This window comes from Brevibacillus laterosporus DSM 25 (genome assembly GCF_002706795.1).
Taxonomy (GTDB): Bacteria; Bacillota; Bacilli; order Brevibacillales; family Brevibacillaceae; genus Brevibacillus_B; species Brevibacillus_B laterosporus.
In genome coordinates this window covers 232168-252129 of the sequence record NZ_CP017705.1, presented here as the reverse complement: position 1 = coordinate 252129, position 19962 = coordinate 232168, and the positions used below count along the sequence as shown (strand labels likewise).

Annotated in this window: 22 protein-coding genes and 3 pseudogenes; 21 read left to right on the top strand and 4 right to left on the bottom strand. The window is 39.4% G+C overall.

From position 1 onward, the window contains the following. Window positions 1-73 precede the first annotated feature (73 nt). From hflX to glnA, 5 genes are all read left to right on the top strand, one after another. Window positions 74-1363 carry a GTPase HflX gene (gene hflX, locus BrL25_RS01155; RefSeq protein ID WP_018673950.1) on the top strand — a complete coding sequence of 430 codons (1290 nt, stop codon included), beginning with the start codon at window positions 74-76 and terminating at the stop codon, window positions 1361-1363. 19 nt (window positions 1364-1382) lie between these two features. After that, a complete protein-coding gene (locus BrL25_RS01150; RefSeq protein WP_018673951.1) occupies window positions 1383-2651 on the top strand; it encodes a methionine gamma-lyase family protein in 1269 nt (422 codons plus the stop codon). Window positions 2652-2842: 191 nt separating this feature from the next. Beyond that, complete coding sequence (locus tag BrL25_RS01145) at window positions 2843-5233, top strand: peptidoglycan D,D-transpeptidase FtsI family protein (protein ID WP_018673952.1); 2391 nt, start codon at window positions 2843-2845, stop codon at window positions 5231-5233. A gap of 203 nt (window positions 5234-5436) precedes the next feature. Beyond that, window positions 5437-5844: a MerR family transcriptional regulator gene (locus BrL25_RS01140; protein ID WP_018673953.1), complete on the top strand. Its 408-nt coding sequence runs from the start codon at window positions 5437-5439 to the stop codon at window positions 5842-5844. A gap of 48 nt (window positions 5845-5892) precedes the next feature. Then, complete coding sequence (glnA, locus tag BrL25_RS01135) at window positions 5893-7227, top strand: type I glutamate--ammonia ligase (protein WP_018673954.1); 1335 nt, start codon at window positions 5893-5895, stop codon at window positions 7225-7227. Between the two features lie 112 nt (window positions 7228-7339). On the opposite strand, the pseudogene BrL25_RS01130 reads toward glnA, so the two are convergent. Next, window positions 7340-8371: pseudogene (locus BrL25_RS01130) on the bottom strand (tyrosine-type recombinase/integrase); the annotation flags it as partial. Between the two features lie 386 nt (window positions 8372-8757). On the opposite strand from BrL25_RS01130, the gene BrL25_RS26460 reads away from it, so the two are divergent. The 9 genes from BrL25_RS26460 to BrL25_RS25430 all read left to right on the top strand — a co-directional run bounded on the left by BrL25_RS26460 (window position 8758) and on the right by BrL25_RS25430 (window position 13178). Further along, on the top strand, window positions 8758-9048 hold the full coding sequence (locus BrL25_RS26460) for a YiiX/YebB-like N1pC/P60 family cysteine hydrolase (protein ID WP_081621654.1): 291 nt from the start codon (window positions 8758-8760) through the stop codon (window positions 9046-9048). Between the two features lie 88 nt (window positions 9049-9136). Then, complete coding sequence (locus BrL25_RS01120) at window positions 9137-10210, top strand: hypothetical protein (RefSeq protein ID WP_018673956.1); 1074 nt, start codon at window positions 9137-9139, stop codon at window positions 10208-10210. A 388-nt stretch (window positions 10211-10598) separates the two neighbouring features. Further along, complete coding sequence (locus BrL25_RS26455) at window positions 10599-10661, top strand: DUF7667 family protein (RefSeq protein ID WP_418230117.1); 63 nt, start codon at window positions 10599-10601, stop codon at window positions 10659-10661. Window positions 10662-10791: 130 nt separating this feature from the next. Continuing rightward, entirely contained in the window at window positions 10792-11337 is a 546-nt protein-coding gene (locus BrL25_RS01110) for an IS3 family transposase (RefSeq protein ID WP_119732610.1), read from the top strand. Then, entirely contained in the window at window positions 11327-11506 is a 180-nt protein-coding gene (locus tag BrL25_RS26450; protein WP_119732611.1) for an IS3 family transposase, read from the top strand. The genes BrL25_RS01110 and BrL25_RS26450 overlap by 11 nt, the downstream gene beginning before the upstream one ends. A gap of 389 nt (window positions 11507-11895) precedes the next feature. Further along, window positions 11896-12048, top strand: coding sequence for a hypothetical protein (locus BrL25_RS24615; RefSeq protein ID WP_018673959.1), 153 nt, complete (start codon window positions 11896-11898; stop codon window positions 12046-12048). A gap of 15 nt (window positions 12049-12063) precedes the next feature. After that, the gene (locus BrL25_RS01105; RefSeq protein ID WP_018673960.1) at window positions 12064-12339 is read left to right on the top strand and encodes a hypothetical protein; all 276 of its coding nucleotides are present in this window, start codon (window positions 12064-12066) and stop codon (window positions 12337-12339) included. A 100-nt stretch (window positions 12340-12439) separates the two neighbouring features. Further along, window positions 12440-12820 carry a VOC family protein gene (locus BrL25_RS01100; RefSeq protein ID WP_018673961.1) on the top strand — a complete coding sequence of 127 codons (381 nt, stop codon included), beginning with the start codon at window positions 12440-12442 and terminating at the stop codon, window positions 12818-12820. 163 nt (window positions 12821-12983) lie between these two features. Further along, window positions 12984-13178: an STAS-like domain-containing protein gene (locus BrL25_RS25430; RefSeq protein ID WP_272898245.1), complete on the top strand. Its 195-nt coding sequence runs from the start codon at window positions 12984-12986 to the stop codon at window positions 13176-13178. A 318-nt stretch (window positions 13179-13496) separates the two neighbouring features. Here BrL25_RS25430 and BrL25_RS24610 read toward each other — a convergent pair whose 3' ends face one another. Beyond that, entirely contained in the window at window positions 13497-13664 is a 168-nt protein-coding gene (locus tag BrL25_RS24610) for a hypothetical protein (RefSeq protein ID WP_018673962.1), read from the bottom strand. A gap of 258 nt (window positions 13665-13922) precedes the next feature. Here BrL25_RS24610 and BrL25_RS01090 point away from each other — a divergent pair. After that, window positions 13923-14221, top strand: a pseudogene (locus BrL25_RS01090) (YolD-like family protein). A 174-nt stretch (window positions 14222-14395) separates the two neighbouring features. Here the strand turns inward: BrL25_RS01090 and BrL25_RS01085 are convergent. Continuing rightward, window positions 14396-14497 carry a helix-turn-helix domain-containing protein gene (locus BrL25_RS01085; RefSeq protein ID WP_081621655.1) on the bottom strand — a complete coding sequence of 34 codons (102 nt, stop codon included), beginning with the start codon at window positions 14495-14497 and terminating at the stop codon, window positions 14396-14398. A 106-nt stretch (window positions 14498-14603) separates the two neighbouring features. Here BrL25_RS01085 and BrL25_RS25425 point away from each other — a divergent pair, with 106 nt between their 5' ends. Both BrL25_RS25425 and BrL25_RS25420 read left to right on the top strand, forming a co-directional pair. Next, window positions 14604-15032 (top strand): geobacillin-26 family protein, encoded by a 429-nt coding sequence (locus tag BrL25_RS25425; protein ID WP_018673964.1) that lies wholly within the window; start codon window positions 14604-14606, stop codon window positions 15030-15032. Beyond that, on the top strand, window positions 14998-15324 hold the full coding sequence (locus tag BrL25_RS25420) for a geobacillin-26 family protein (protein ID WP_018673965.1): 327 nt from the start codon (window positions 14998-15000) through the stop codon (window positions 15322-15324). The genes BrL25_RS25425 and BrL25_RS25420 overlap by 35 nt, the downstream gene beginning before the upstream one ends. A gap of 587 nt (window positions 15325-15911) precedes the next feature. On the opposite strand, the gene BrL25_RS01075 is transcribed toward BrL25_RS25420, so the two are convergent. Beyond that, the gene (locus BrL25_RS01075; protein WP_018673966.1) at window positions 15912-16526 is read right to left on the bottom strand and encodes a M23 family metallopeptidase; all 615 of its coding nucleotides are present in this window, start codon (window positions 16524-16526) and stop codon (window positions 15912-15914) included. Window positions 16527-17135: 609 nt separating this feature from the next. Here BrL25_RS01075 and BrL25_RS01065 point away from each other — a divergent pair. The 4 genes and pseudogenes from BrL25_RS01065 to BrL25_RS01045 all read left to right on the top strand — a co-directional run bounded on the left by BrL25_RS01065 (window position 17136) and on the right by BrL25_RS01045 (window position 19796). Further along, window positions 17136-17485: pseudogene (locus tag BrL25_RS01065) on the top strand (Rrf2 family transcriptional regulator). A gap of 79 nt (window positions 17486-17564) precedes the next feature. After that, window positions 17565-18242, top strand: a complete 678-nt coding sequence (locus BrL25_RS01060; RefSeq protein ID WP_018673968.1) for a DsbA family oxidoreductase — start codon at window positions 17565-17567, stop codon at window positions 18240-18242. A gap of 73 nt (window positions 18243-18315) precedes the next feature. Next, window positions 18316-19245 (top strand): MBL fold metallo-hydrolase, encoded by a 930-nt coding sequence (locus tag BrL25_RS01055; RefSeq protein WP_018673969.1) that lies wholly within the window; start codon window positions 18316-18318, stop codon window positions 19243-19245. A 329-nt stretch (window positions 19246-19574) separates the two neighbouring features. After that, window positions 19575-19796 carry a DUF7667 family protein gene (locus BrL25_RS01045; RefSeq protein ID WP_026315351.1) on the top strand — a complete coding sequence of 74 codons (222 nt, stop codon included), beginning with the start codon at window positions 19575-19577 and terminating at the stop codon, window positions 19794-19796. Window positions 19797-19962: the final 166 nt, after the last annotated feature.

Below are 19962 nucleotides of genomic sequence, written 5' to 3'. Positions count from 1 at the left end.
CATACGTTTGCTAGACACATGCGGGCGGATGCCGTTCTTTTCGTCTGGGGACGTGGGAAGGAAGGATACATATATGAGTGAATGGAATAAACAACAAACAGCTATAGTAGTCGGTTGTCTATTAGATCAACGGGATGAAGAACGAATGCGATTGTCCATGGAGGAGTTGGGAGAGCTAGCACGTACGGCCGGTGTTGAAGTGCTAGAAGTTATCACCCAAAATCGAGATCGAGTAGATTCAGCTTGGTATCTAGGAACGGGTAAAATTCAGGAAATTGCTGAATTAGCAGTAAGTCTGGATGTGGATGTTGTCATTTTTAATGATGAATTATCTTCTAGCCAAAACCGTAATTTGGAGGCTTTATTTGAATGTCGAGTAATTGACCGTACACAGTTGATACTAGATATATTTGCGAGTAGAGCTAATTCACGAGAAGGTAAAATCCAAGTAGAGCTAGCGCAATATAGCTATTTACTACCCCGACTTGCCGGACAGGGAAACCAAATGTCCCGATTGGGTGGTGGAATTGGTACACGTGGTCCTGGTGAGACCAAATTGGAAACAGACCGCCGTCATATTCGTCGTCGAATTAGCGAGTTAAAGCAACAGTTAGATGATATCGTGCGGACTCGTCAGCTTCACCGTGAGCGTCGGAAGAAAAACCACGTGTACCAAATCGCGCTGGTTGGCTATACGAATGCAGGCAAATCTACCTTACTAAATAATTTAACAAAAGCGGACACATTGCAAGAGGATAAATTATTTGCTACGCTTGACCCAACCACACGTCAGCTGGCTTTGCCTAGTGGAAAGGAAGTACTGTTGACGGATACGGTTGGTTTTATTCAAGACCTACCGACAGCTCTGATTGCAGCTTTCCGTTCAACCTTAGAAGGGGTTCAAGAGGCAGATTTAATTTTACATGTGGTCGACTGCTCTCACCCTGACTTTGAAGTTCATATGGAAGTTGTAGATAAAGTCTTAAAGGATTTAGAAGCTGAAAGCATCCCACGATTAGTCGTATATAATAAGGCTGACTTGCTTGATTCTGACAAGTATCTACCGCATCTTGAAGATTCGATTCAGGTATCAGCATTGTCCGAGCAAGATTTACAACGTCTGTTAAATAGAATAGAAGGAATTGTATTGACGGGATATGAGAGTGTTGAGCTGATTATTCCGATGGAACGTGGAGATGTGATTTCCATGATGCATCGAGCTGGATTGGAAATGGAGCAGGAATTCTCCGAAGATGGCACCGCTTATCATATTACGATACGTATTAAGCCAGATGAGCCAATGTATGGTCGCTTGATTCCATATATGGTAAATCCACCAGTTATCAACGAAGAGGAATGGTAAGAGAAAGGTGAGAAAGAACATGTTTCAACTGTTTACACACGGAGAGCAATTTCGCCCGCTCGTGGAAGAGGTAGAAGAAATGATTGCCAAGCGACATCAGGAAGTGTCTCGCTTGGTTGATTATAATCAATTAAAGGTGTTGCGCTCATTCCAAAAGCATGAAGTGAATGAATTTCATTTTTCGCCATCTACAGGATATGGCTATGATGACAGTGGTCGTACTACATTAGAATCCATTTATGCAGAGGTGTTTGGTGGAGAAGCGGCCTTAGTACGACCGCATATCATATCCGGTACGCATGCTATTGCTATTAGTTTATTTGGGATGCTGCGCCCAGGAGATCACTTATTATATATAACGGGCAAACCATACGATACGTTAGAAGAAGTAGTAGGGGTACGTGGGGAAGGTCAAGGCTCCTTGAAGGATTATGGGATTAGTTATGACTATGTACCATTATTAGAGGATGGAAGCATTGATTTTAATGCTGTAAGGACGGCGATTCGTCCCGAAACGAAAGTGATTGGTATTCAGCGCTCACGTGGATATGCCGATCGCCCGTCGTTTACGATTGCTAAGATAGAGGAAATGATTTCTTTTGTTAAAGAAATCCGCCCTGAATTAAACGTGTTTGTAGATAATTGCTATGGTGAATTTACAGAAGAAAAGGAACCACTACAGGTCGGCGCTGATATTATGGCGGGTTCGCTGATTAAAAATCCAGGTGGTGGCTTGGTCAAAACAGGCGGGTATATTGTGGGGCGTGAGGATCTGGTTACAATGGCGTCTTATCGTATGGCAGCTCCTGGGATTGGAGCGGAGGGAGGAGCGTCATTATACTCCTTATTGGAGATGTTCCAAGGATTCTTCTTAGCTCCGCATGTAGTAGGTGAAGCGTTAAAAGGGGCGATCTTCTCGTCTGCAATGTTGGAAAAGCTGGGCTTCCGTACTGATCCATTGTGGCATGAACCACGAACTGATTTAATTCAGTCGGTTGAATTTGGAAGTGCTGAACGATTAATAACCTTCTGCCAAGGTATTCAGAAGGCAGCACCTGTAGATTCACACGTAACACCTTATCCTAGTCCTATGCCAGGCTATGCCGATGAGGTGATCATGGCAGCGGGTACCTTTATTCAAGGTGCTAGTATTGAGTTTTCTGCTGATGGTCCCCTACGTGCGCCTTATTTAGGCTTTGTACAAGGTGGTCTTACTTACTCGCATGTAAAAGTGGGAATTTTAACAGCTTTAGATGGTATGATTGCAAAAGGCTTACTTGATTTATAGCATTTTACTATGATTTTTATACAATTGTGCAGACAGCTATGAATGAACATCATTTATAGCTGTTTTTTTGTATGTGGTAATCGTGAAGGTTAGTCAAGAATTACAGGTTTTTCCACTAATCTGATGGAATATATGGAATATTTTGGTATATTAATAAGGAAGGGATATATGACAAGGAATGCGGTGAAGTCATGCAAATTGAACCAGACCAACAGCGACAAAAAGACCCGGAAATATTATTCCGTGTAAATATTATGTTTTTAGCTGTCTTTATCTGTTTTGTAGTTGTCATTTTACGGCTAGCATATGTTCAAGTTGTCCAAGGAGAGTTATTTGCACAAGAATTGGAGAAATACAGTCTAAAAGAACTTCCGATCCCGGCTCCAAGAGGTCATATTTTAGATCGTAATGGCGTAGTGCTTGTTGATAACAAGCCTGTATTCACTGTGAAATTTATGGACAAACCAGAAGAGAAAATTAACAAGGAGAAAGTAGCTGAGGATCTGGCTACCTTGTTGGATTGGAAGCAAGAGGAGCGAGGTGATGATAGGAAGCTTGCTGATTTAGGGATTCAGCTACAGGCTAGCTTTCCTATCATGTTAACTCCTGAGGAACGTCAGAGATTGCGAACGCAAATACAGATAAAATTAGATGCATTACCTTCACCAGAGAGAATCGATCCATTACAACCTGTTGAATTATTTAGCATAGCAAAAGAAGTACATGTACCCATCAAGTATGTCTTTACCGATGTAGAACGAACTCAGGCCCTAGAACTGTTACGAAAAAAAACAGGGAAGACCTTGCCGAATGAGCAAGGTTCAAATGATCGGGTATTACTTACCGAGATTATAAAACAGCAGATTTCTTTTCCTTATCATTTTGAAAAAAAACAGGCAGATGACCTCGTTCGCAAAATAAAAAGTTCCATGGAGATTTTACGTGAGACACCTGTTACTAAGCAGAGTGATCGAAAGCTAATTGAAAATGCACGCTTCTTTTTCCTAGATGTAAAGCTAGGCCACTCTGCTTTACAACGCGAGCAGACATGGCGAAAACTGCTTGTTTTAGAGCGTATGGTAGGAATGGGTGTACCCGCCTTCATGCCAAGGCAGATAAAGCGAAATATCACAGCGTTTGAAGATGCACGGATTGAGGAGCGGTTAGTCGAATTACCTGGTGTTTATGTAGAGGTGGAGCCGCTAAGGAAAGTAAAAACTGATGCGAACGGAGGGCCACTTGCGACACACATTTTAGGGTATATAAATTCAATTGATCCTCAATTTGTCAAGGAGTATAAATCTAAACAATATTCTGGGAATGAATTAGTTGGTGTAGCTGGTTTAGAAAATTATTACGAGTCGCAGCTACGGGGGAAGAATGGTGCCATGGCTGTACAGGTAAATCGAAATTCGGAATTTGTCAATGAAACCATAAAGCGTATCGCAGAGCCGGGAAATGATCTAATTCTTACTTTGGACTGGAGATTTCAAGATAAAGTAGAGGAGATTCTTCATAAAAGTCTTTCGCAGAAAAATCTGAAAGTAGGGCATGCGGTGGTGATGGTTCCTAGTACGGGAGAAATATTAGCCTTGGCAAATTATCCTGACTATGATTTGAATTTATATTATGATCGAGAGACATTTAGTAAAGTGTATAAAACTGATATCTTGCCCTATGAAGATAATAAAATTACTCGAGGAGCTTATGCACCAGGCTCGACAGTAAAACCTGTATCCGTCATGCTTGCATTACAGGAAGGGCTGGTTTCACCTTCTGAGACAATCATGGACAGAGGAGGTATTTATGTCGGGAATCGATTTAAAAATAACTGGTTACGCTCTGGACATGGTGCGGTAGATGCGAGAAGGGCCTTGCAAGTATCTAATAATACCTACATGTATGAAATGGGACTTCGTCTAGCGAGAAAGGGCAATCGTGAGGGCAAGCATTATAGCGAACAATTTGAGGTGTTAGATTACTATAACAGTCAATTTGGATTGGGTGTAAAAACGGGAATCGATCTTCCGGGAGAGAAGACAGGATATCGAGCGGACGACAAATATTTAGGGAATTTAGTAGATGCATTTATCGGTCAATATAATAATTTTACGCCCATGCAACTTTGTCAGTATGTAAGTACAATCGCAAATGGGGGTTATCGAATCAAACCCCATGTAGTCAAGGAGATACGTAAGGGAGCAAGTAATCCAGCAGATCGAACACTGTTGACCAAAGTGAAGCCATACGTCATAAATAAAGTGGATATAGATCCCAAGTGGATAAAGGTAGCTCAGGAAGGGATGGCCAAGGTAACACAGCCCAATGGTACTGCGTATCGGAATTTTAAAGATTTTCCTTTTCCTGTGGCAGCTAAAACAGGAACAGCACAAACTGGTGGAAACACAGACAATGCGTTGATTGTTGGATATGCACCTGTTAATAACCCGCAAATTGCATTTGCTGTAGTTGTACCAGGTGGCGGACATGGCGCTGATATGTCTGGACCAATTGCAAAGCAAATTTTGGAAGAGTATGTGAAAATGTATGGGATCGAGCAATCATTAAAATTGATAAGATAATACCGTAAAAGGGAGCATGTTCTCTGATTGTCTTACTGTCTACCGTGTATAAGGTAGTCAAGAGATAGTCGAGGACATGTTTTTTTCTTAAATTAAAAAAGTCATGTCAGGTTATCTAACATGTATTGACAGATAATCTGCTATCAGTTAGAATTTGAACATAACAAATTTGAATAAATTGATTGGCAGGAAGGGGAAGCAAGATGAGTGATGAAATTCGTCGCAACATGGCCCTTTTTCCCATAGGTATCGTCATGAAGTTAACAGATCTGACTGCCCGACAGATCCGGTATTATGAACAACACGGGTTAGTTACACCAGTTCGCACAGACGGAAAGCAGCGGTTATTCTCGTTTAATGATGTAGATCGTCTGTTAGAAATTAAAGAACTGATTGATAAGGGCCTAAATATCGCTGGAATTAAACAGGTGATCCAAATGAAAGAGCCTGTGGTAGAAGCGCCGATCCTACCAGACAAAACGGCAGCTCGTCCACAAATGGAGAAGAAGGAACTATTGCAATTATTGAAACAACAAGTGATAAACCCCAGTGCCAATCGCTTAGGTGAATCGGCATTGATTCGTGGAGAACTTTCTAGGTTCTTCCACTAGATAGATGGGTACAAAAAATTAATGGATTTGGTCGAGGAGGAAGAGAGAATGAGCCGTTATACGAAAGAAGACATTATGCGTTTTGCTGATGAAGAGAATGTGAAGTATATCCGTTTGCAATTTACTGATCTAATGGGTATCAGTAAGAATATTGAGATTCCGATTTCTCAATTGCCAAAAGCGTTAGACAACAAAATGATGTTTGACGGATCTTCCATTGAGGGTTTCGTGCGCATTGAAGAGTCTGATATGTATCTTTTCCCAGATCTTGACACATGGGTAGTATTCCCGTGGGGAACTGAATTCGGAAAAGTGGCTCGTTTGATCTGTGATGTGTATATGCCGGATGGTAAGCCGTTTGAAGGTGATCCCCGCTATATTTTGAAAAAGGTAATGAAAGAAGCAGAAGAGCTAGGCTTTACGGATTTTAATGTTGGTCCAGAGCCTGAATTCTTCTTGTTTAAAATTGATGAGAAAGGCGAACCTACTCTCGATTTGAATGATCAAGGTGGATATTTTGACTTCGCACCATTAGACTTGGGTGAAAACTGTCGCCGTGATATCGTGTTAACCTTGGAGAAAATGGGTTTTGAAATTGAAGCTTCTCACCATGAAGTAGCACCAGGACAACATGAAATTGATTTTAAATATGCAAATGCTTTGCAAGCAGCTGATCAAATTCTAACGTTCAAACTGGTTGTTAAAACGATTGCTCGTCAACATGGGTTGCACGCAACCTTTATGCCAAAGCCGATGTTTGGTGTAAGTGGTTCTGGTATGCATGCTCACCAATCTTTATTTATTGGTAAAGAAAATGCATTCTATGATGAATCTGATGAGCTAGGTCTAAGTCAAACAGCAAAATACTATCTAGCTGGTCTGTTGAAGCATGCAAGAGGGTTTGCGGCAATTACGAATCCACTAGTTAACTCTTACAAGCGTCTCGTGCCAGGCTATGAAGCGCCTTGCTACGTGGCATGGTCTGCAAAAAACCGTTCTCCATTAGTACGTATTCCTGCTTCACGTGGAATGGGCACTCGCTTAGAAGTGCGTAATCCTGATCCAGCAGCGAACCCATACTTGGCATTAGCCGTTATGCTAAAAGCCGGTTTGGATGGAATTAAGAACAAATTAAAATTGCAACCTGCTGTTGATCGTAACATCTATGTGATGAATGAAGCTGATCGCGAAGCAAACGGTATTGATAGCTTGCCATCTACGTTAAAAGAGGCGATCGAGTGTCTGAAAGCGGATAGTGTTATCTGTGAAGCGCTTGGTGAGCATGCATCGTTACACTTCATTGAAGCGAAAGAAATCGAATGGGATATGTTCCGTACACGTGTTCACGAGTGGGAGCGTAGCCAATACATGAATACGTATTAATCGTCAGAACCCTTGCGCCTGTAGGCGTGAGGGTTTTTCTTGTTTGTGGGTTATAGGGTTGAAAAAGTCTGCACCCACATACGCACCCACAAAACACCCACATTTTTTTCAATTAGTCGTAAATATTTTGCATATACTCTTCGAATTTGCTTATCGAATCAGTTTCGATTTTTTTAGATATGTGGGCGTATACGTCTGATGTGATTCGAAGGTTGCCGTGTCCGAGACGCTCTTGAATGTATTTCATATCTACTCCTGTTTCTAAAAGCAAAACTGCGTGAGTGTGTCGTAAAGAATGAATGGGCATTGAGAGGATGCCTGCTCTTGTTAAAATCCTTGAGAATGCGTTGAATAGAGAAGATTTAGGAATGAAGCTCCCATCATTTCTACATAGAACCAGGTTAAGATCGTGATGGTAGAGATCGTTTAGCGCTAACTTGTTTTGATTTTGATATTTTGCATGATTGATCAAATCATTAACTAAGTTTTTACTAATATGAATCGTTCTAACAGAGTGATAGGTTTTTGTATCACCAAAGAGCTCACGTCTATCCGTGGCAGAAAAATCGAGCGTTTTGTTGATGCTGATGGTCATTTGTTTTAAATCAATGTCAGACCATTGAAGTGCAGCAGCTTCACCTTTTCGCATCCCTGTCTCAATTAAAAGCTTGAAGTAAATCCAATAGATGTAATTATATTGATAAGCTTGTTGCAAAAAAAAGGGTATATCTTTTGACTCCATAAATTTTAAAGTCTGTACTTTTTGTTGACCTTTAATAGTTGCACCGATACATGGATTTTTCTCAATCTTCCCTAATGTAACAGCTCTGCTCATTGCATTATGCATGGTAGAGTGTACTAACTCAACTGAGCGTTTGCTGTAGCCTTTATCAAATAGTTGATTCAAAAATTTCTGATACATAATAGGTTTTACTTTTTCTAATAATATCCGGCCGAAAAAAGGAATGATATGTTTCTCGATATTCCTTTTGTGGAGTACAAAGGTATTTTTTCGAATTGTCCCTTGTTTATATTCATTCAGCCAGATTAATAAATACTCTGAAAGGGGAATGTCTATTTGCTCAAACCCGCCCATTATTTTTTTCTCAAATTCTGAGGCTGCAAGTTGAGCTTCTTTTTTTGTTAAAGTTAATATATTACACGGATTGTATAGAGAGTTCAGAACAATGTCTAATAAGCCTAATACTTTACATTTATTTTAGGGGAATTAGCCAATTAATAACTCCAATAGCCATAAATAATATAAAAAATAGTACTAAAATTGATTTGAATTTCATTGGTATACCTCTAAAAATAAAAACAATATGCTATTTTAAAAAAATATGGAAAAAAGTGAACAAAAAATGAACATTTTTTTAAAATGTTACTATGCGACAAAATTCTACAAAATTCCCTTTTTGTATATGATATGTTTTTTACGAACCGGTTCATAGAATTAAGAAAAAAAAGGAAAGTCTAATTGAAACCGCAAAAGAAAAAATGGATATAAACTACATAAGGATGTAATGTATATCCCACGGTGGAACTGTTGATGACGAAGCACAGTATTATGTCAAAGGTGCTTCAGCTTCCGATTATCGAAAAGCGGTTTCTTATGCCAGAGATCAAATAGGTAAGCCCTATAAATTGAAAACTTCCCTAAATAACGAATCTAATTGGTACTGCTCTAAATTAGTATTTAAAGCTTGGGAATATGCTGGTTTCCGAATAGGTTCAGTAGACGAATACCTAGGTATTGTACTTCCAGCTAGCATAATATCGGATTGGGATGTAGTGGAATATATTAGCGATCCATATTAATTTAAAGTATTAAATCATGTTAATAGGCGTGTCGAAAAATATTTTCCGACACGCCCACAATGGTAATTTTTATAGAGGGAGAAGCGAAATGAAAAATTCTCTTATTGTTTTTTGTATTTCTACGATATTTCTCGGGGGATGTGTTCAGGATAAACCGTTAGATGATCTGACGAAATTTTCAACAGATAACAAAGGTGATTATCTATTATTCCATTTTATTAATCCTTTAGGGAAAGAGGGATATATATCAGAAGTTGATGATGACGGCAAAGTCATTAAGAATTTCATGATAAGAGATAAACATTTCGCTCCTTCCGATGTTTTTTATTATTCTGATAATTTCTTTTTTACTAGCGGAGCTTATTCCGATGATACAAAGGTAATGAAGTACAACCCAAAGAAAAAAGAATTGTCTTTATTTGATACAAATCAAAACAAGTTTATAGAGAAATATCACAAAGATGATAAATCTGAATACATAATAACGGTTCTTGATAAGAATAATAATAATGAAGTTTGTGACATTAAATTGAACAAGTGCATTGAATCCCTTGAGAATTATAGAGCACATACTGTTACTACGCTAGATAATTATATAATTGTTGTAGGAATTAATAAAACTCTTAGTAGTACAAAAAACAGTATACAACTTAAAAAATTTAATCGAAATTTAGAAGCTTTAAAAGAAGTTACGCTAGATCAAATACCTAATTATTTTACTTATACAAGCGAAGATCAGAAATTGTACATATTTATGAAAAACGGCGATATAGTAGAAATAGATAGTGATTTAAACGTCCATTCATATCCTGTAAATCTATCAGGTTTTTCCGAAAACATAGAAAATGTTAAATACAAAAAAAATGTCATGCTTGATAAAAAACGTATTCTCGTGGATATGGAAATAAAAGCAGACTACAAGAAAACTGATATTCTTGCTGAAATTTCTTTTGAAAAAGATGTACCAACTATGAATGTAATACAGAAAGGTATAAATGAAGATATTCTAAATGTGGACTATGAGACAGAAGAAGTTTTTACAAGATCTTATGTTGATAAAAAAACAGTGATTTCTATAAGAGACACGAAAAAGTTGGACCTTAAAAATCGGTTAGTATTAGGTAACAAAGACCCTATATATTTTGTGGATAACATCAAATAATATTAGCTTTGACTTGTATATTTAGGATGTATCTCGATAAGAGATTTCTAAGGAGTGAAAAAACAAGTGGAAACTCTTCCAGATTGGTTTTGGACTATATATTACTTATTTTTGTTAATAACATTAAGAAGTGCTATATCCAGTCTTGTTAAAAAAAGGTTTTAAGAATAGTATCTAGTTTAACAATTATTTTTGTGTGTACTATTCCCTTTATAGGTTTAATTCATGAGATTGAAAGACAAGAAGGGTTAAATGAGTTTGAATATTTAATCGATCAATTACAACAAGGAGAGATGTGGACTATTTATTCAATTTTAGGATACATATACCTACTTGTATGGTGGGGGCTAATAATTAGCAAAAAAAAGACTAATTAATCACTGCGAGTATGACAAATGACACGGACTGGCAGCATGAGCTATGTGCAAAGTTAGAAAAAATACAAGGATGAAATAAAAATGAAGAAAATCGTCTCCTAAGATATAAGGAAACGATTTTTTCTTTTGTAAACTATTAATGAAAAAAACATGGCTAATCAAACTGTATATAGAATAAAGAGATTATCTTAAAGCGCAGGTAGAATACCTAAAAAAGCGCAATCCGAATCTGCATCTGGGGGGAAGGTATGGAAAAATCTGAAGGAACATCTAATAGCGATCCACCAAGCTCATCCATACTTCGGATATCCAAGAATGCAAATTGCTTTAAGAAAGAAAGGATGGAAGGTGAATCACAAACGAGTATACCGGTTGATGAAGGAGCTAAACCTTCAGTCTATTATCCGAAAGAAGAGACGTTATTTTGGTAAAACAGTATCTGTTATTACTCCTAATTTACTTAACCGTAAGTTTAAAACGGACAAGCCAAATCATTTGTATGTAACAGATATCACCTTTGTATCGTTTCAAAGTCGCTTTTACTACCTCTCAGTCATCCAGGACCTCTATAACAACGAAGTTGTTAGTTGGAAGGTTTCTCATCGAAATGACTTACAGCTCGTACTAGATACTGTGGAACAACTGAGCAAAAAAAGAGACGTGCAGGAAGCGATCCTGCATTCTGATCAGGGCTTCCAGTACACGTCTAAGCAGTACAATAAGCTAATAAAGGAACGGCATAAAAGGTAGCCACTCTCGCAAAGGAAACTGCCTCGATAACGCCTACATTGAATCCTTTTTTTCGCATCTCAAAACCGAGACATTGTACTTTTTTGAGTGTAAAACAGAAGAAGAACTCTTTCAAGCCATTAAAAAATACATATGGTTTTATAACCATGAACGATTCCAAAAAATTTAAACCAGTGTGCTCCGGTGGAATACCGAAACACACTGGTTGCTTAGGCTTTTTTAATACTGTCTACTTGACAGGGGTAAGACCAAAGACCAAAAGTAGGGAGTCTTTTTTTATTCCATCAAAAGAGAGTAGGAGAAGGAAAGTGGCAAAAAAAAACGTGAGTAAAGAAGGGCTAGAAAGCCAAGCAAAGGCACTTCGAGACAATCGTCCTTCGGCACCCAATCAAAGGCATGGCGTGTTTCCTTTTATCAAGTCAGGACTGCATCCATGTAGTAAGTGTGTAAAGGCCAAGGATTGCGATAGATAAGATAGCTGAAGACGGTGCTACTCCAGCGAGACTACTGGTAGAGGTAAGTAACAATGCTGCGGATGAATCACCTACATGGGAAGACATGACGCAAGCGTTTTTAAGTAGGGATTACCTTGAGTTACAAAATCGGGTGAAGCAAGCAGAGAAATGGGGACTAAACGTAAGAATCACTATCTTTGCGAATGATAGTCTAGGCCCAATTGAATTTGATGCGTTTGGTTTTTCCTTCGACTAAGTGAGGTGATAGGATTTGGAAATCGCAAAATCAACTGATTTGGAAAAACTGCGTGCTGCTAAAGAGAAATTGGAGCAAGAGAAAAAGAAATTATTAAGTCAGGTTGAACAGCTTGAAAAAGAAAAGCGGGATTTAATGCTCACCGTCACAGACATGTATGAACAAAACTTGAAGTCCGAAAAAAGGAATAAAGACACGATGATAGCTGTAACAGACCTATATGAACAAGTTTCACAATTACAATCAGCAGATAATGCTGTAGCTTTTAAAAAAATTGATCGTTTAAAATAAAGATGGAGTAAAATGATATGATTTTGATGCCAAAGTATAATGGAATGCTCAAAAGTAAAAAATCAATATTAACTGAACTAGTAGAAAGGAAGAGAAGAAAATGATTAATAAAGTCGGTCAAATTATGATATATGTAAATAACCAAGATGAGGCATTGCAATTTTGGACAGAAAAAGTAGGGTTTAGCGTAGTTTCTGAAGAAGATAATGGCCAAGGGTTAAGATGGATTGAAATTGCTCCAACAAATGAAGCAGAAACGAGTATCATTCTCCACAATAAGGAATTAATAGCTAAAATGCAGCCTGAATTAAATCTTAATACACCTTCGCTGATGTTTTTCTCAGGAAATCTCGATAAGTTATATAAAGACTTTTCAGATAAAAAAATTACAGTCGGGGAAATTGTAAGTATGCCTTCTGGTAGAGTGTTTAACTTTGCTGATAATGAAAAAAATTACTTTGCAGTCATGGAAAAAAAGTAAATCACAAAATTAAAGCAGAAACAAACATCAAAAGTTGTTTAGATGTTGAGTAAACATGGTGATCAATATATTAGATTACATTGAACGCTGTTACTTCAATGCTGATGGGGAAGTAATCCTCGCTTTAATCAAGCCAAAACTCGCTAAGGGCTAACAAGTTACTATCTCTTTCAGTGGAGTAGATGGTGTACCATCTTCTTTTGTTAACTCCGCGTTTATTCAACTTCTTGAGGATTTTACCTTTGAGGAAATTCGTCAAAATTTGAGATTTATTAATTCAACAAAACAAATCAATCAAATGATCAAGAGCCGTTTTGAATTTGAGGTTAATGAAAGAAAAAAGTTGATTAGCGTGTAAAAGTTTTAACATTAAGCCCTACATAAAATGTCAGGGCTTAATGTTAACGTTTTGTAAATTTGTTCTCTGTTAATGATAGCCTCCCTTAACATAGCGAAGGAGGAGGGCGGTAAAGGAGCCTTAAATCATTTATACACAGAATAACCCCCTAGTAAGCCCTAGAGGGTTAACTTTATTTAAACAACTTCTTAATCACCTTAATTACATCAAACGTAGTTCTATTATACGCCTTGTTATAAGCATACTTCTTAGGGTATCTGAGCCATCCCCAGCCTCTGGGCATCTTCAACCCAGCTCGATGTACTAACTGTTTTTTCACTAGGCAGATTTATTATTACTTTTCTTTAACTCATCCCGTATTTCTTTTAATATTTCATTTTTTTGCTTCATCGTTTTAATAACAGTAACTACAGAGTAGAAAATGAAAAAAATTACTCCAAAATAAATCAAAACATTTAGCATACCGAAAAAAGCAAATCCATCCACAACAAATTACATCCTCTCAAAAATTGAATTTTTTTACATGATAGTACTCTACAGTTTTTAAGTAAGCAATATTAGCTCCACCATAGCTTACATAAACTCAGACAGAAAAGTAAACTGTTGGAGGGCCCTTTGCTTATACTGATTTTAGAAAAATACTAAGCCTCCTTTTTCTCTAATTGTACCATTTCTAACCATTGTATAATCTCCTCATCATCTAATAAAATAAGAACGCACATTCGTATTTAAAGAGATGTTTTTATGGCTAGCAAAATACTTGATCCGCTTGTAACAAAATTCACTTGCCAGAACATGCAGAAATGTTACGTCAGTTTCATGAAGATAAGAAACTGATTGAGAAACCGACCATTGAAGAAGATGAGCTAGTCGAGTTTTGTTACAGAATATCTGACTCACGTCAATATGACTATGCCCTTACAATTAGCTGGTGGAAAGAGACAAAAGAGGGTAGAGGAGTGATAGAATCAGCTTGGGGATGGGTAGAGAAGTTTGATTCAACGTTTAAACAGATTAAGTTAAAAAATGGTGAGGATTTTTAGTGGATACCTGTTGAGGATGTGGTCAGTGTAGAAGCCTAACACTATCTTTTTTATTTACATACAATGTATTACCTGTTGTAACAGGTATACAGCAAACACCCCGCCAGACTATCTATGGTGGGGTGTTTGCATTTAACTTTCAATAGCTTTTCAAACGGTTTCTATCTATGTATGTTAGAGACGCTCGTCCGAAAGTTCGAGTACATCCGTAATCTCAACGCCAAGCACTTCGCATATTTTCGCAAGGTTATCGGGCTGCAACCGTCCCGGTTTCATTGTTGCTCATGCCATATGTGTTTCCAATATGTTATTGATATTTAAAACAATAACTATTATACCGATTTATGTAAAAAAATTAGTATATATTCCCAAGGAGGAAAAAATGAAAAAAGTTATTTTATCTAGTGCTCTTGTTTTATCAGTAATGGCCTCATCTAGTATTCCTGTTTTTGCTATGGATGAATCTAATCAAATTGTTGAAGCAGAAACCCTTGAAGACAGTCAAGGAAATAAATATAAGATTGAGATTTTAGAGGATAATGATAGTGAAAGAGTAGTTAGAGTAGAAAGTAAAAATGGAATTACTGAGGCTACATATGATAAAATGAATCATACTATAGAGTTCGATGAAGATGGCACCCTAACGGAGGTCTCCATAGCAGACCCTGAGGAACAGATAAAGAAAGAAAAAGACAGACAAAAGCGGTCGGCGAAAGATATAGTGAGGAGTGCACATGAAAAATACTATGGTTATTATTATGTAATCGATAAGAGTCGTGGAAAAAAAATATTGGGATGTCGGGAACGGTAAAGAAGGCACCTATGTAAAACAAACGTCAAGTAACAAAGCCGACTTGTTTGATTATGAGGATAAAGTTCTAGATTTAATAAAAGCAGAGGCTACGTTTGTAGCAACCTCAACTGTTTCGTTATCGGCACTTATGGCAAGTGTAAAAGGCATTAAATCAGGTTGGGGCGCTGATAGAATGATCGCTTTTTTTGCAGGTGCTGGTTTTGGTATGACAGCAGCCGTTAACGCTGCGGATATGGTTATAATTGAGAGAAAAGTAGCACGTGCATTTGATATTATTATGGAAAAGTAGTGAATGAAATGACAGCATACAATTGGGTTATATTCCTTTTACCTTTGTATATATTTCTTAATCTAGCAATTCTTCCTTTTCTCCTAAAGGGTAAATTCGAAAGGTTACGAAAAGTGCTCTATATAGTAAGTATTGTATTAACGTCGCTCTCGTTCATCACATTTATATATTTGATTTATAATATAATGGCTTTTTCTGTTTTTTAAACAATTACATTGTTAATCTCGCTCGCCGTGTTGGTACAAGCCGTGAAAAAACGCAATTAGTCGTCGGACAGCTGGCGGCTTTTTCTATTTGGAAGGAAATCTTACAGCCATAGAAGGTACTGCCTGTGGAGTAGGGGTTGTGGCTTTGAAATAAAGTCACGATGTTTAAAGTAAAGTCACGACGTTTAGAAAAATGTTGCGATGCTTTTCCCATTTTTGATTAAAGAATACTAAGTGAGTTTTAATTAAATTTTTTATAAAATAGAAAGTTCAATCAAAAAACCAATTCATTTTGATTGAACTTTTTTTCAAAACGGATTCATTTTTATGTGCTATAGAATAAGAATTTGTGGAATATTTTTAACAATCTTTATTTCAAAGTTACATATAAAAGGGGCTATTTCTAATATAGTAGCCATGTACAACGCGACGAGGCATAGGACGACAATCTAAAGGTGGGAACTGAAGAAATGAATCGACACCCTGTATCATCCAATCACAAGTTGGCCTGCTCCACCAAGTTTTATCATCACCAGGTGTATATCGGCCAACATGAAGATGCGGCCCTGTAGTATAACCAGAATCATCTACAAAACCAATTAATTGACCTCGTGTAATGGAGTCTCCTATCTTTAGTAATTGCCTATTCCAACGCCATGGACGACCCCCGGGACCAACCCTGGGATCAACCCTGGGATCAACCCTGAGATCAACCTTGGTAGCTCGTGCCATGTGATTGTACTCTGTGAAAAACCCATCTTGACCTCGGATCACAACATTATTAGCATACTGTGGGCAGTCTGGAGTTGGACAATGGGGTCTGTTTGTTCTTACATCAGCTATTACACCTGATTCCATAGCATAAACTGGTGTGCCAAATGTAATGCCTGGAAACACCAAGTCTTTTGAACCTGGATGTCCTGGGTGGCAGCCAAAGCCCGGCGGGATGGTGACTTTTTCATTCGTTTTAAATGGATGTCTACAGTATATTTTCATAAGTTTATCTCTCCTCTAATAAATGATGTTTTCAGTATATTTGACATTATTTTGTTCTGCTTGTGGTCTATTGTGGATTTTATATAAAATCACAATGTTTATAAAAAAGATATGATGTATGTTTGAAAAGAGCCACAGGGTAGGGCTCTTTACGATATTTTTTGCTCGCGATTCTGTTTCTCTGATACCATTCGCCGTAATGCTTTTGGCACAATCCTTTGGTCTTGCTAGGATGCTCTTCTTTGCTATCGAGTAAACAAACATAGCAAGTGCTTTCTCTTGCTACGTCCATCATTGAGGTAATCTCAGAAAGTTTTTCTGCATCCGTTTTTTCGGACTCAAGTATGCTAGAGACTTCTGCTACTAAGGGGCAATCCCAGCGTCCGTGACACCAGGGGCAAATTTGTGTAAAATTATGGAAAACAATCTTAGGTAGTTCCGCAAATGGGTAGAATAGGAACATTTTTGTTAAAAACAGTATATCTGAACTAAAACAAAGAAATATATCGAAGTTCCTTTTACAAAATTAACAATATCAAAAGCCCTCTTGACACACGTTATATGTTGTAACTATAATGGTTACATCGAGAGGGTGTCAGCAATGAAAAAATAAGCAGCAGATTTTCCATAGCGGTTCACATTCTTTCGTTGCTTTCTACGGCCAAGGATGCGCACTGCTCGTCGGAATGGATTGCTGGTAGCGTCGGAACGAATCCGGTTATCATTCGGAAAATACTCGGGCAGCTAAAGAAAGCAGGATTGGCGGGCGTTCGAGCCGGAAAAGGCGGTGCTTTTTTCCTGAACAGCCGAATCCCGACTGTCCGGTCGGTGCGAACATTCAAGCCGTTCTGGAACTGATCGTAAGACGGGCCCAAAACGCCATGGAAGCGATCCTGGCTGACATAACGATGCATGAGTTACTTTCCGAGTTTGCCGAACATATCAACATGAAAAAGTGAACCCATTTTTTTTGGAATTATTGTAACCTAATTGGTTACAACTTCAAATCTCGAAATAAATTGAAAGGAGGTTCCCAGAATGAAAGTTGAAGTTTGGTCCGATTTTGCTTGCCCCTTCTGTTACATCGGCAAACAACGGATCGAAGAGGCGCTTGATAAATTTGCGCACAAAGACGATGTTGAGGTTGTTTTCCGAAGCTTCGAGCTTGATCCAAAAGCACAGAGAGACGTGGATTACGACGTGCATGACATGCTGGTCGCCAAGTACGGCATGAGCCGGGATCAAGCGATTGCGATGAACGAAAATCTTAGCGGTAAAGCGAAGGAAGTCGGGCTTACCTTCCAATTTGACACCTTAATTCTGACGAACACATTCGATGCCCATAGGTTGGCGAAGTACGCATTCAAGCAAGGTAAAATGAACCCGATGGCGCAGGAACTGTTCCGGGCATACTTTACCGACTCCCGGCATTTGGGCGACCACGAAACGCTGGTGGAATTAGCGGTGAAGGTCGGGTTGGATCGCGATGAAGCGCTCAAGGTGCTTGCCGGTGATGATTATTCCGCCGAAGTGCGCGCTGACGAGGAAGAAGCAAGCCGGCTTGGCGTCAGCGGAGTGCCGTTCTTCGTCATCGACCGCAAATACGCCGTATCGGGGGCGCAGTCAACCGACATGTTTCTCAATTCTTTGCAGACGGCTTGGAAGGAATCGCAGTCGTTGAACGTGTTGGACGATGCCGGAAGCGAATCTGAGTGAGCAGCTTGTGCTGACGGCGTTACGTTACTGTTTTGATAATCGTTATTAATTTAAGGGAGAGGGAGATTTACCGATGTTTAGTAAGAAATCATCAATCGGAGTTATTTTGTTGCTTTGTTTCACGCTTTTGCTGAGCGCATGCTCCAGCGAGGCGAGTAAGACGAATACCGCGAGCGAAGGAACTCAGACACCGGCGGCGGATCTGAAGATCACGCCGTTCAACGCTGGAGAAAACGGCCTCTTTTCCGTCACATCGAGCCTGATCGAAGGGCCGAACGAAGTGCTGCTCGTCGATGCTCAATTCGAAAAGAACAACGCCGAGCAACTGGTCAAGATGATCCGCGACACTGGAAAGAAGCTGACTACGGTTTATATCAGCCACAAGGATCCGGATTTCTACTTCGGCCTGTCGGCGATTCGCGAGGCGTTTCCTGACGTAAAGATCGTAGCCACCCCGGCTACTGTGGAAGGGATCAAGTCAACCATCCAGCTCAAGAGCGATTACTGGAGTCCGATCATGAAAGAAAACGCCCCGACCGCGCTGATCGTCCCCGATGTCCTTGACGGGGATAAGCTGACGGTAGATGGCGAAACCGTGCAGGTGATCGGTCTCGACGGTTCGGATCCGTCTCACACTGTCCTTTGGGTTCCGTCGGAAAAGACCATCCTGGGCGGAGTGCCGATCTACGAGAACCTGCATGTCTGGATGGCAGACAACCAGACCCCGGAGAGCCGTGACCACTGGCGGGAGATTCTGGACCGGGTTCTTTCCCTGAAGCCGGAGCGGGTTATCCCGGGCCATTACCTGGACAAGAGCTCCGAAGATACATCCAACGTTGTCTTCACCCGTGACTACATTGCGGAATTTGAAGCTGCGGCAAAGCAGGCCAAGAATTCCGCTGAGCTGATTGCGGCGATGCAGAAGGCCCACCCGGACTTAAAGAACACAAGTGATCTGGAACTGAGCGCCCAGGTGATCAAGGGTGAGCGTTCCTGGCCATGATATAACGCCGACTCCGACCGTTAGATGCGGAGGTGGTTAACCACTGTTTGCGGTGTATGAAGGCGCCCGGGTTCAGGCCCGGGCATTTTCAGAATTACGGTCCGCTCGGCGGGTACACGTCAGTGCAGCCAAGCCCATCCTTAGTGTACAAGGTGCCAATGTTTATCGATCAAATGGGGATGAATGCAAAATCTGTCGGTGCCCCTTCAAAAAAGCCGGTTACACTCTTAACGTGGTGACAATCGGCTTTTTTCGTATTCAAAACTCCTTTACGTTGTAAATCCATTTTTTGCTGGATGTACCCCTTCAAGATTAAGGAGCTGGTGCAAATATGGATCGTTCACCAACGTATGGCAGAGCTTTGGTTTATCAATAAGACGAGAGAACTTACTGACTCAGAAATGACAGAAATGAGCCGTTGTCTGAGTGCAAACGCTAAAAAAGCTTGGGAGATTGCAAAACTCAAAAACCTATTCCTGATCACCAGTATGACAAATGACACAGAGTGGCAGCATGAGCTTTGTGCAAGAATAGGGAAGATAGAGAGATGAGATTGAGAGCCCCCTTCATTTAAAAAGAGGGCTCTCATATACAACTCAACGGTCGTTTTGACGGGACCTATGATTTTGTAATTCAACCGAAAGACTACTAGTAAATGGGATTTCACGTTCGGAGTGATAGGTTTTTACATCTCCGAATAAATCTTCTTTTGTCTTT

What these genes read in the sequence shown, in the direction of transcription:
- hflX (WP_018673950.1), top strand. Translation starts at nt 74, where the DNA reads ATGAGTGAATGGAATAAACAACAAACAGCTATAGTAGTCGGTTGTCTA.
- BrL25_RS01150 (WP_018673951.1), top strand. Translation starts at nt 1,383, where the DNA reads ATGTTTCAACTGTTTACACACGGAGAGCAATTTCGCCCGCTCGTGGAA.
- BrL25_RS01145 (WP_018673952.1), top strand. Translation starts at nt 2,843, where the DNA reads ATGCAAATTGAACCAGACCAACAGCGACAAAAAGACCCGGAAATATTA.
- BrL25_RS01140 (WP_018673953.1), top strand. Translation starts at nt 5,437, where the DNA reads ATGAGTGATGAAATTCGTCGCAACATGGCCCTTTTTCCCATAGGTATC.
- glnA (WP_018673954.1), top strand. Translation starts at nt 5,893, where the DNA reads ATGAGCCGTTATACGAAAGAAGACATTATGCGTTTTGCTGATGAAGAG.
- BrL25_RS01120 (WP_018673956.1), top strand. Translation starts at nt 9,137, where the DNA reads ATGAAAAATTCTCTTATTGTTTTTTGTATTTCTACGATATTTCTCGGG.
- BrL25_RS24615 (WP_018673959.1), top strand. Translation starts at nt 11,896, where the DNA reads ATGACGCAAGCGTTTTTAAGTAGGGATTACCTTGAGTTACAAAATCGG.
- BrL25_RS01100 (WP_018673961.1), top strand. Translation starts at nt 12,440, where the DNA reads ATGATTAATAAAGTCGGTCAAATTATGATATATGTAAATAACCAAGAT.
- BrL25_RS01085 (WP_081621655.1), bottom strand. Translation starts at nt 14,497, where the DNA reads ATGAAACCGGGACGGTTGCAGCCCGATAACCTTGCGAAAATATGCGAA.
- BrL25_RS25425 (WP_018673964.1), top strand. Translation starts at nt 14,604, where the DNA reads ATGAAAAAAGTTATTTTATCTAGTGCTCTTGTTTTATCAGTAATGGCC.
- BrL25_RS01075 (WP_018673966.1), bottom strand. Translation starts at nt 16,526, where the DNA reads ATGAAAATATACTGTAGACATCCATTTAAAACGAATGAAAAAGTCACC.
- BrL25_RS01060 (WP_018673968.1), top strand. Translation starts at nt 17,565, where the DNA reads ATGAAAGTTGAAGTTTGGTCCGATTTTGCTTGCCCCTTCTGTTACATC.
- BrL25_RS01055 (WP_018673969.1), top strand. Translation starts at nt 18,316, where the DNA reads ATGTTTAGTAAGAAATCATCAATCGGAGTTATTTTGTTGCTTTGTTTC.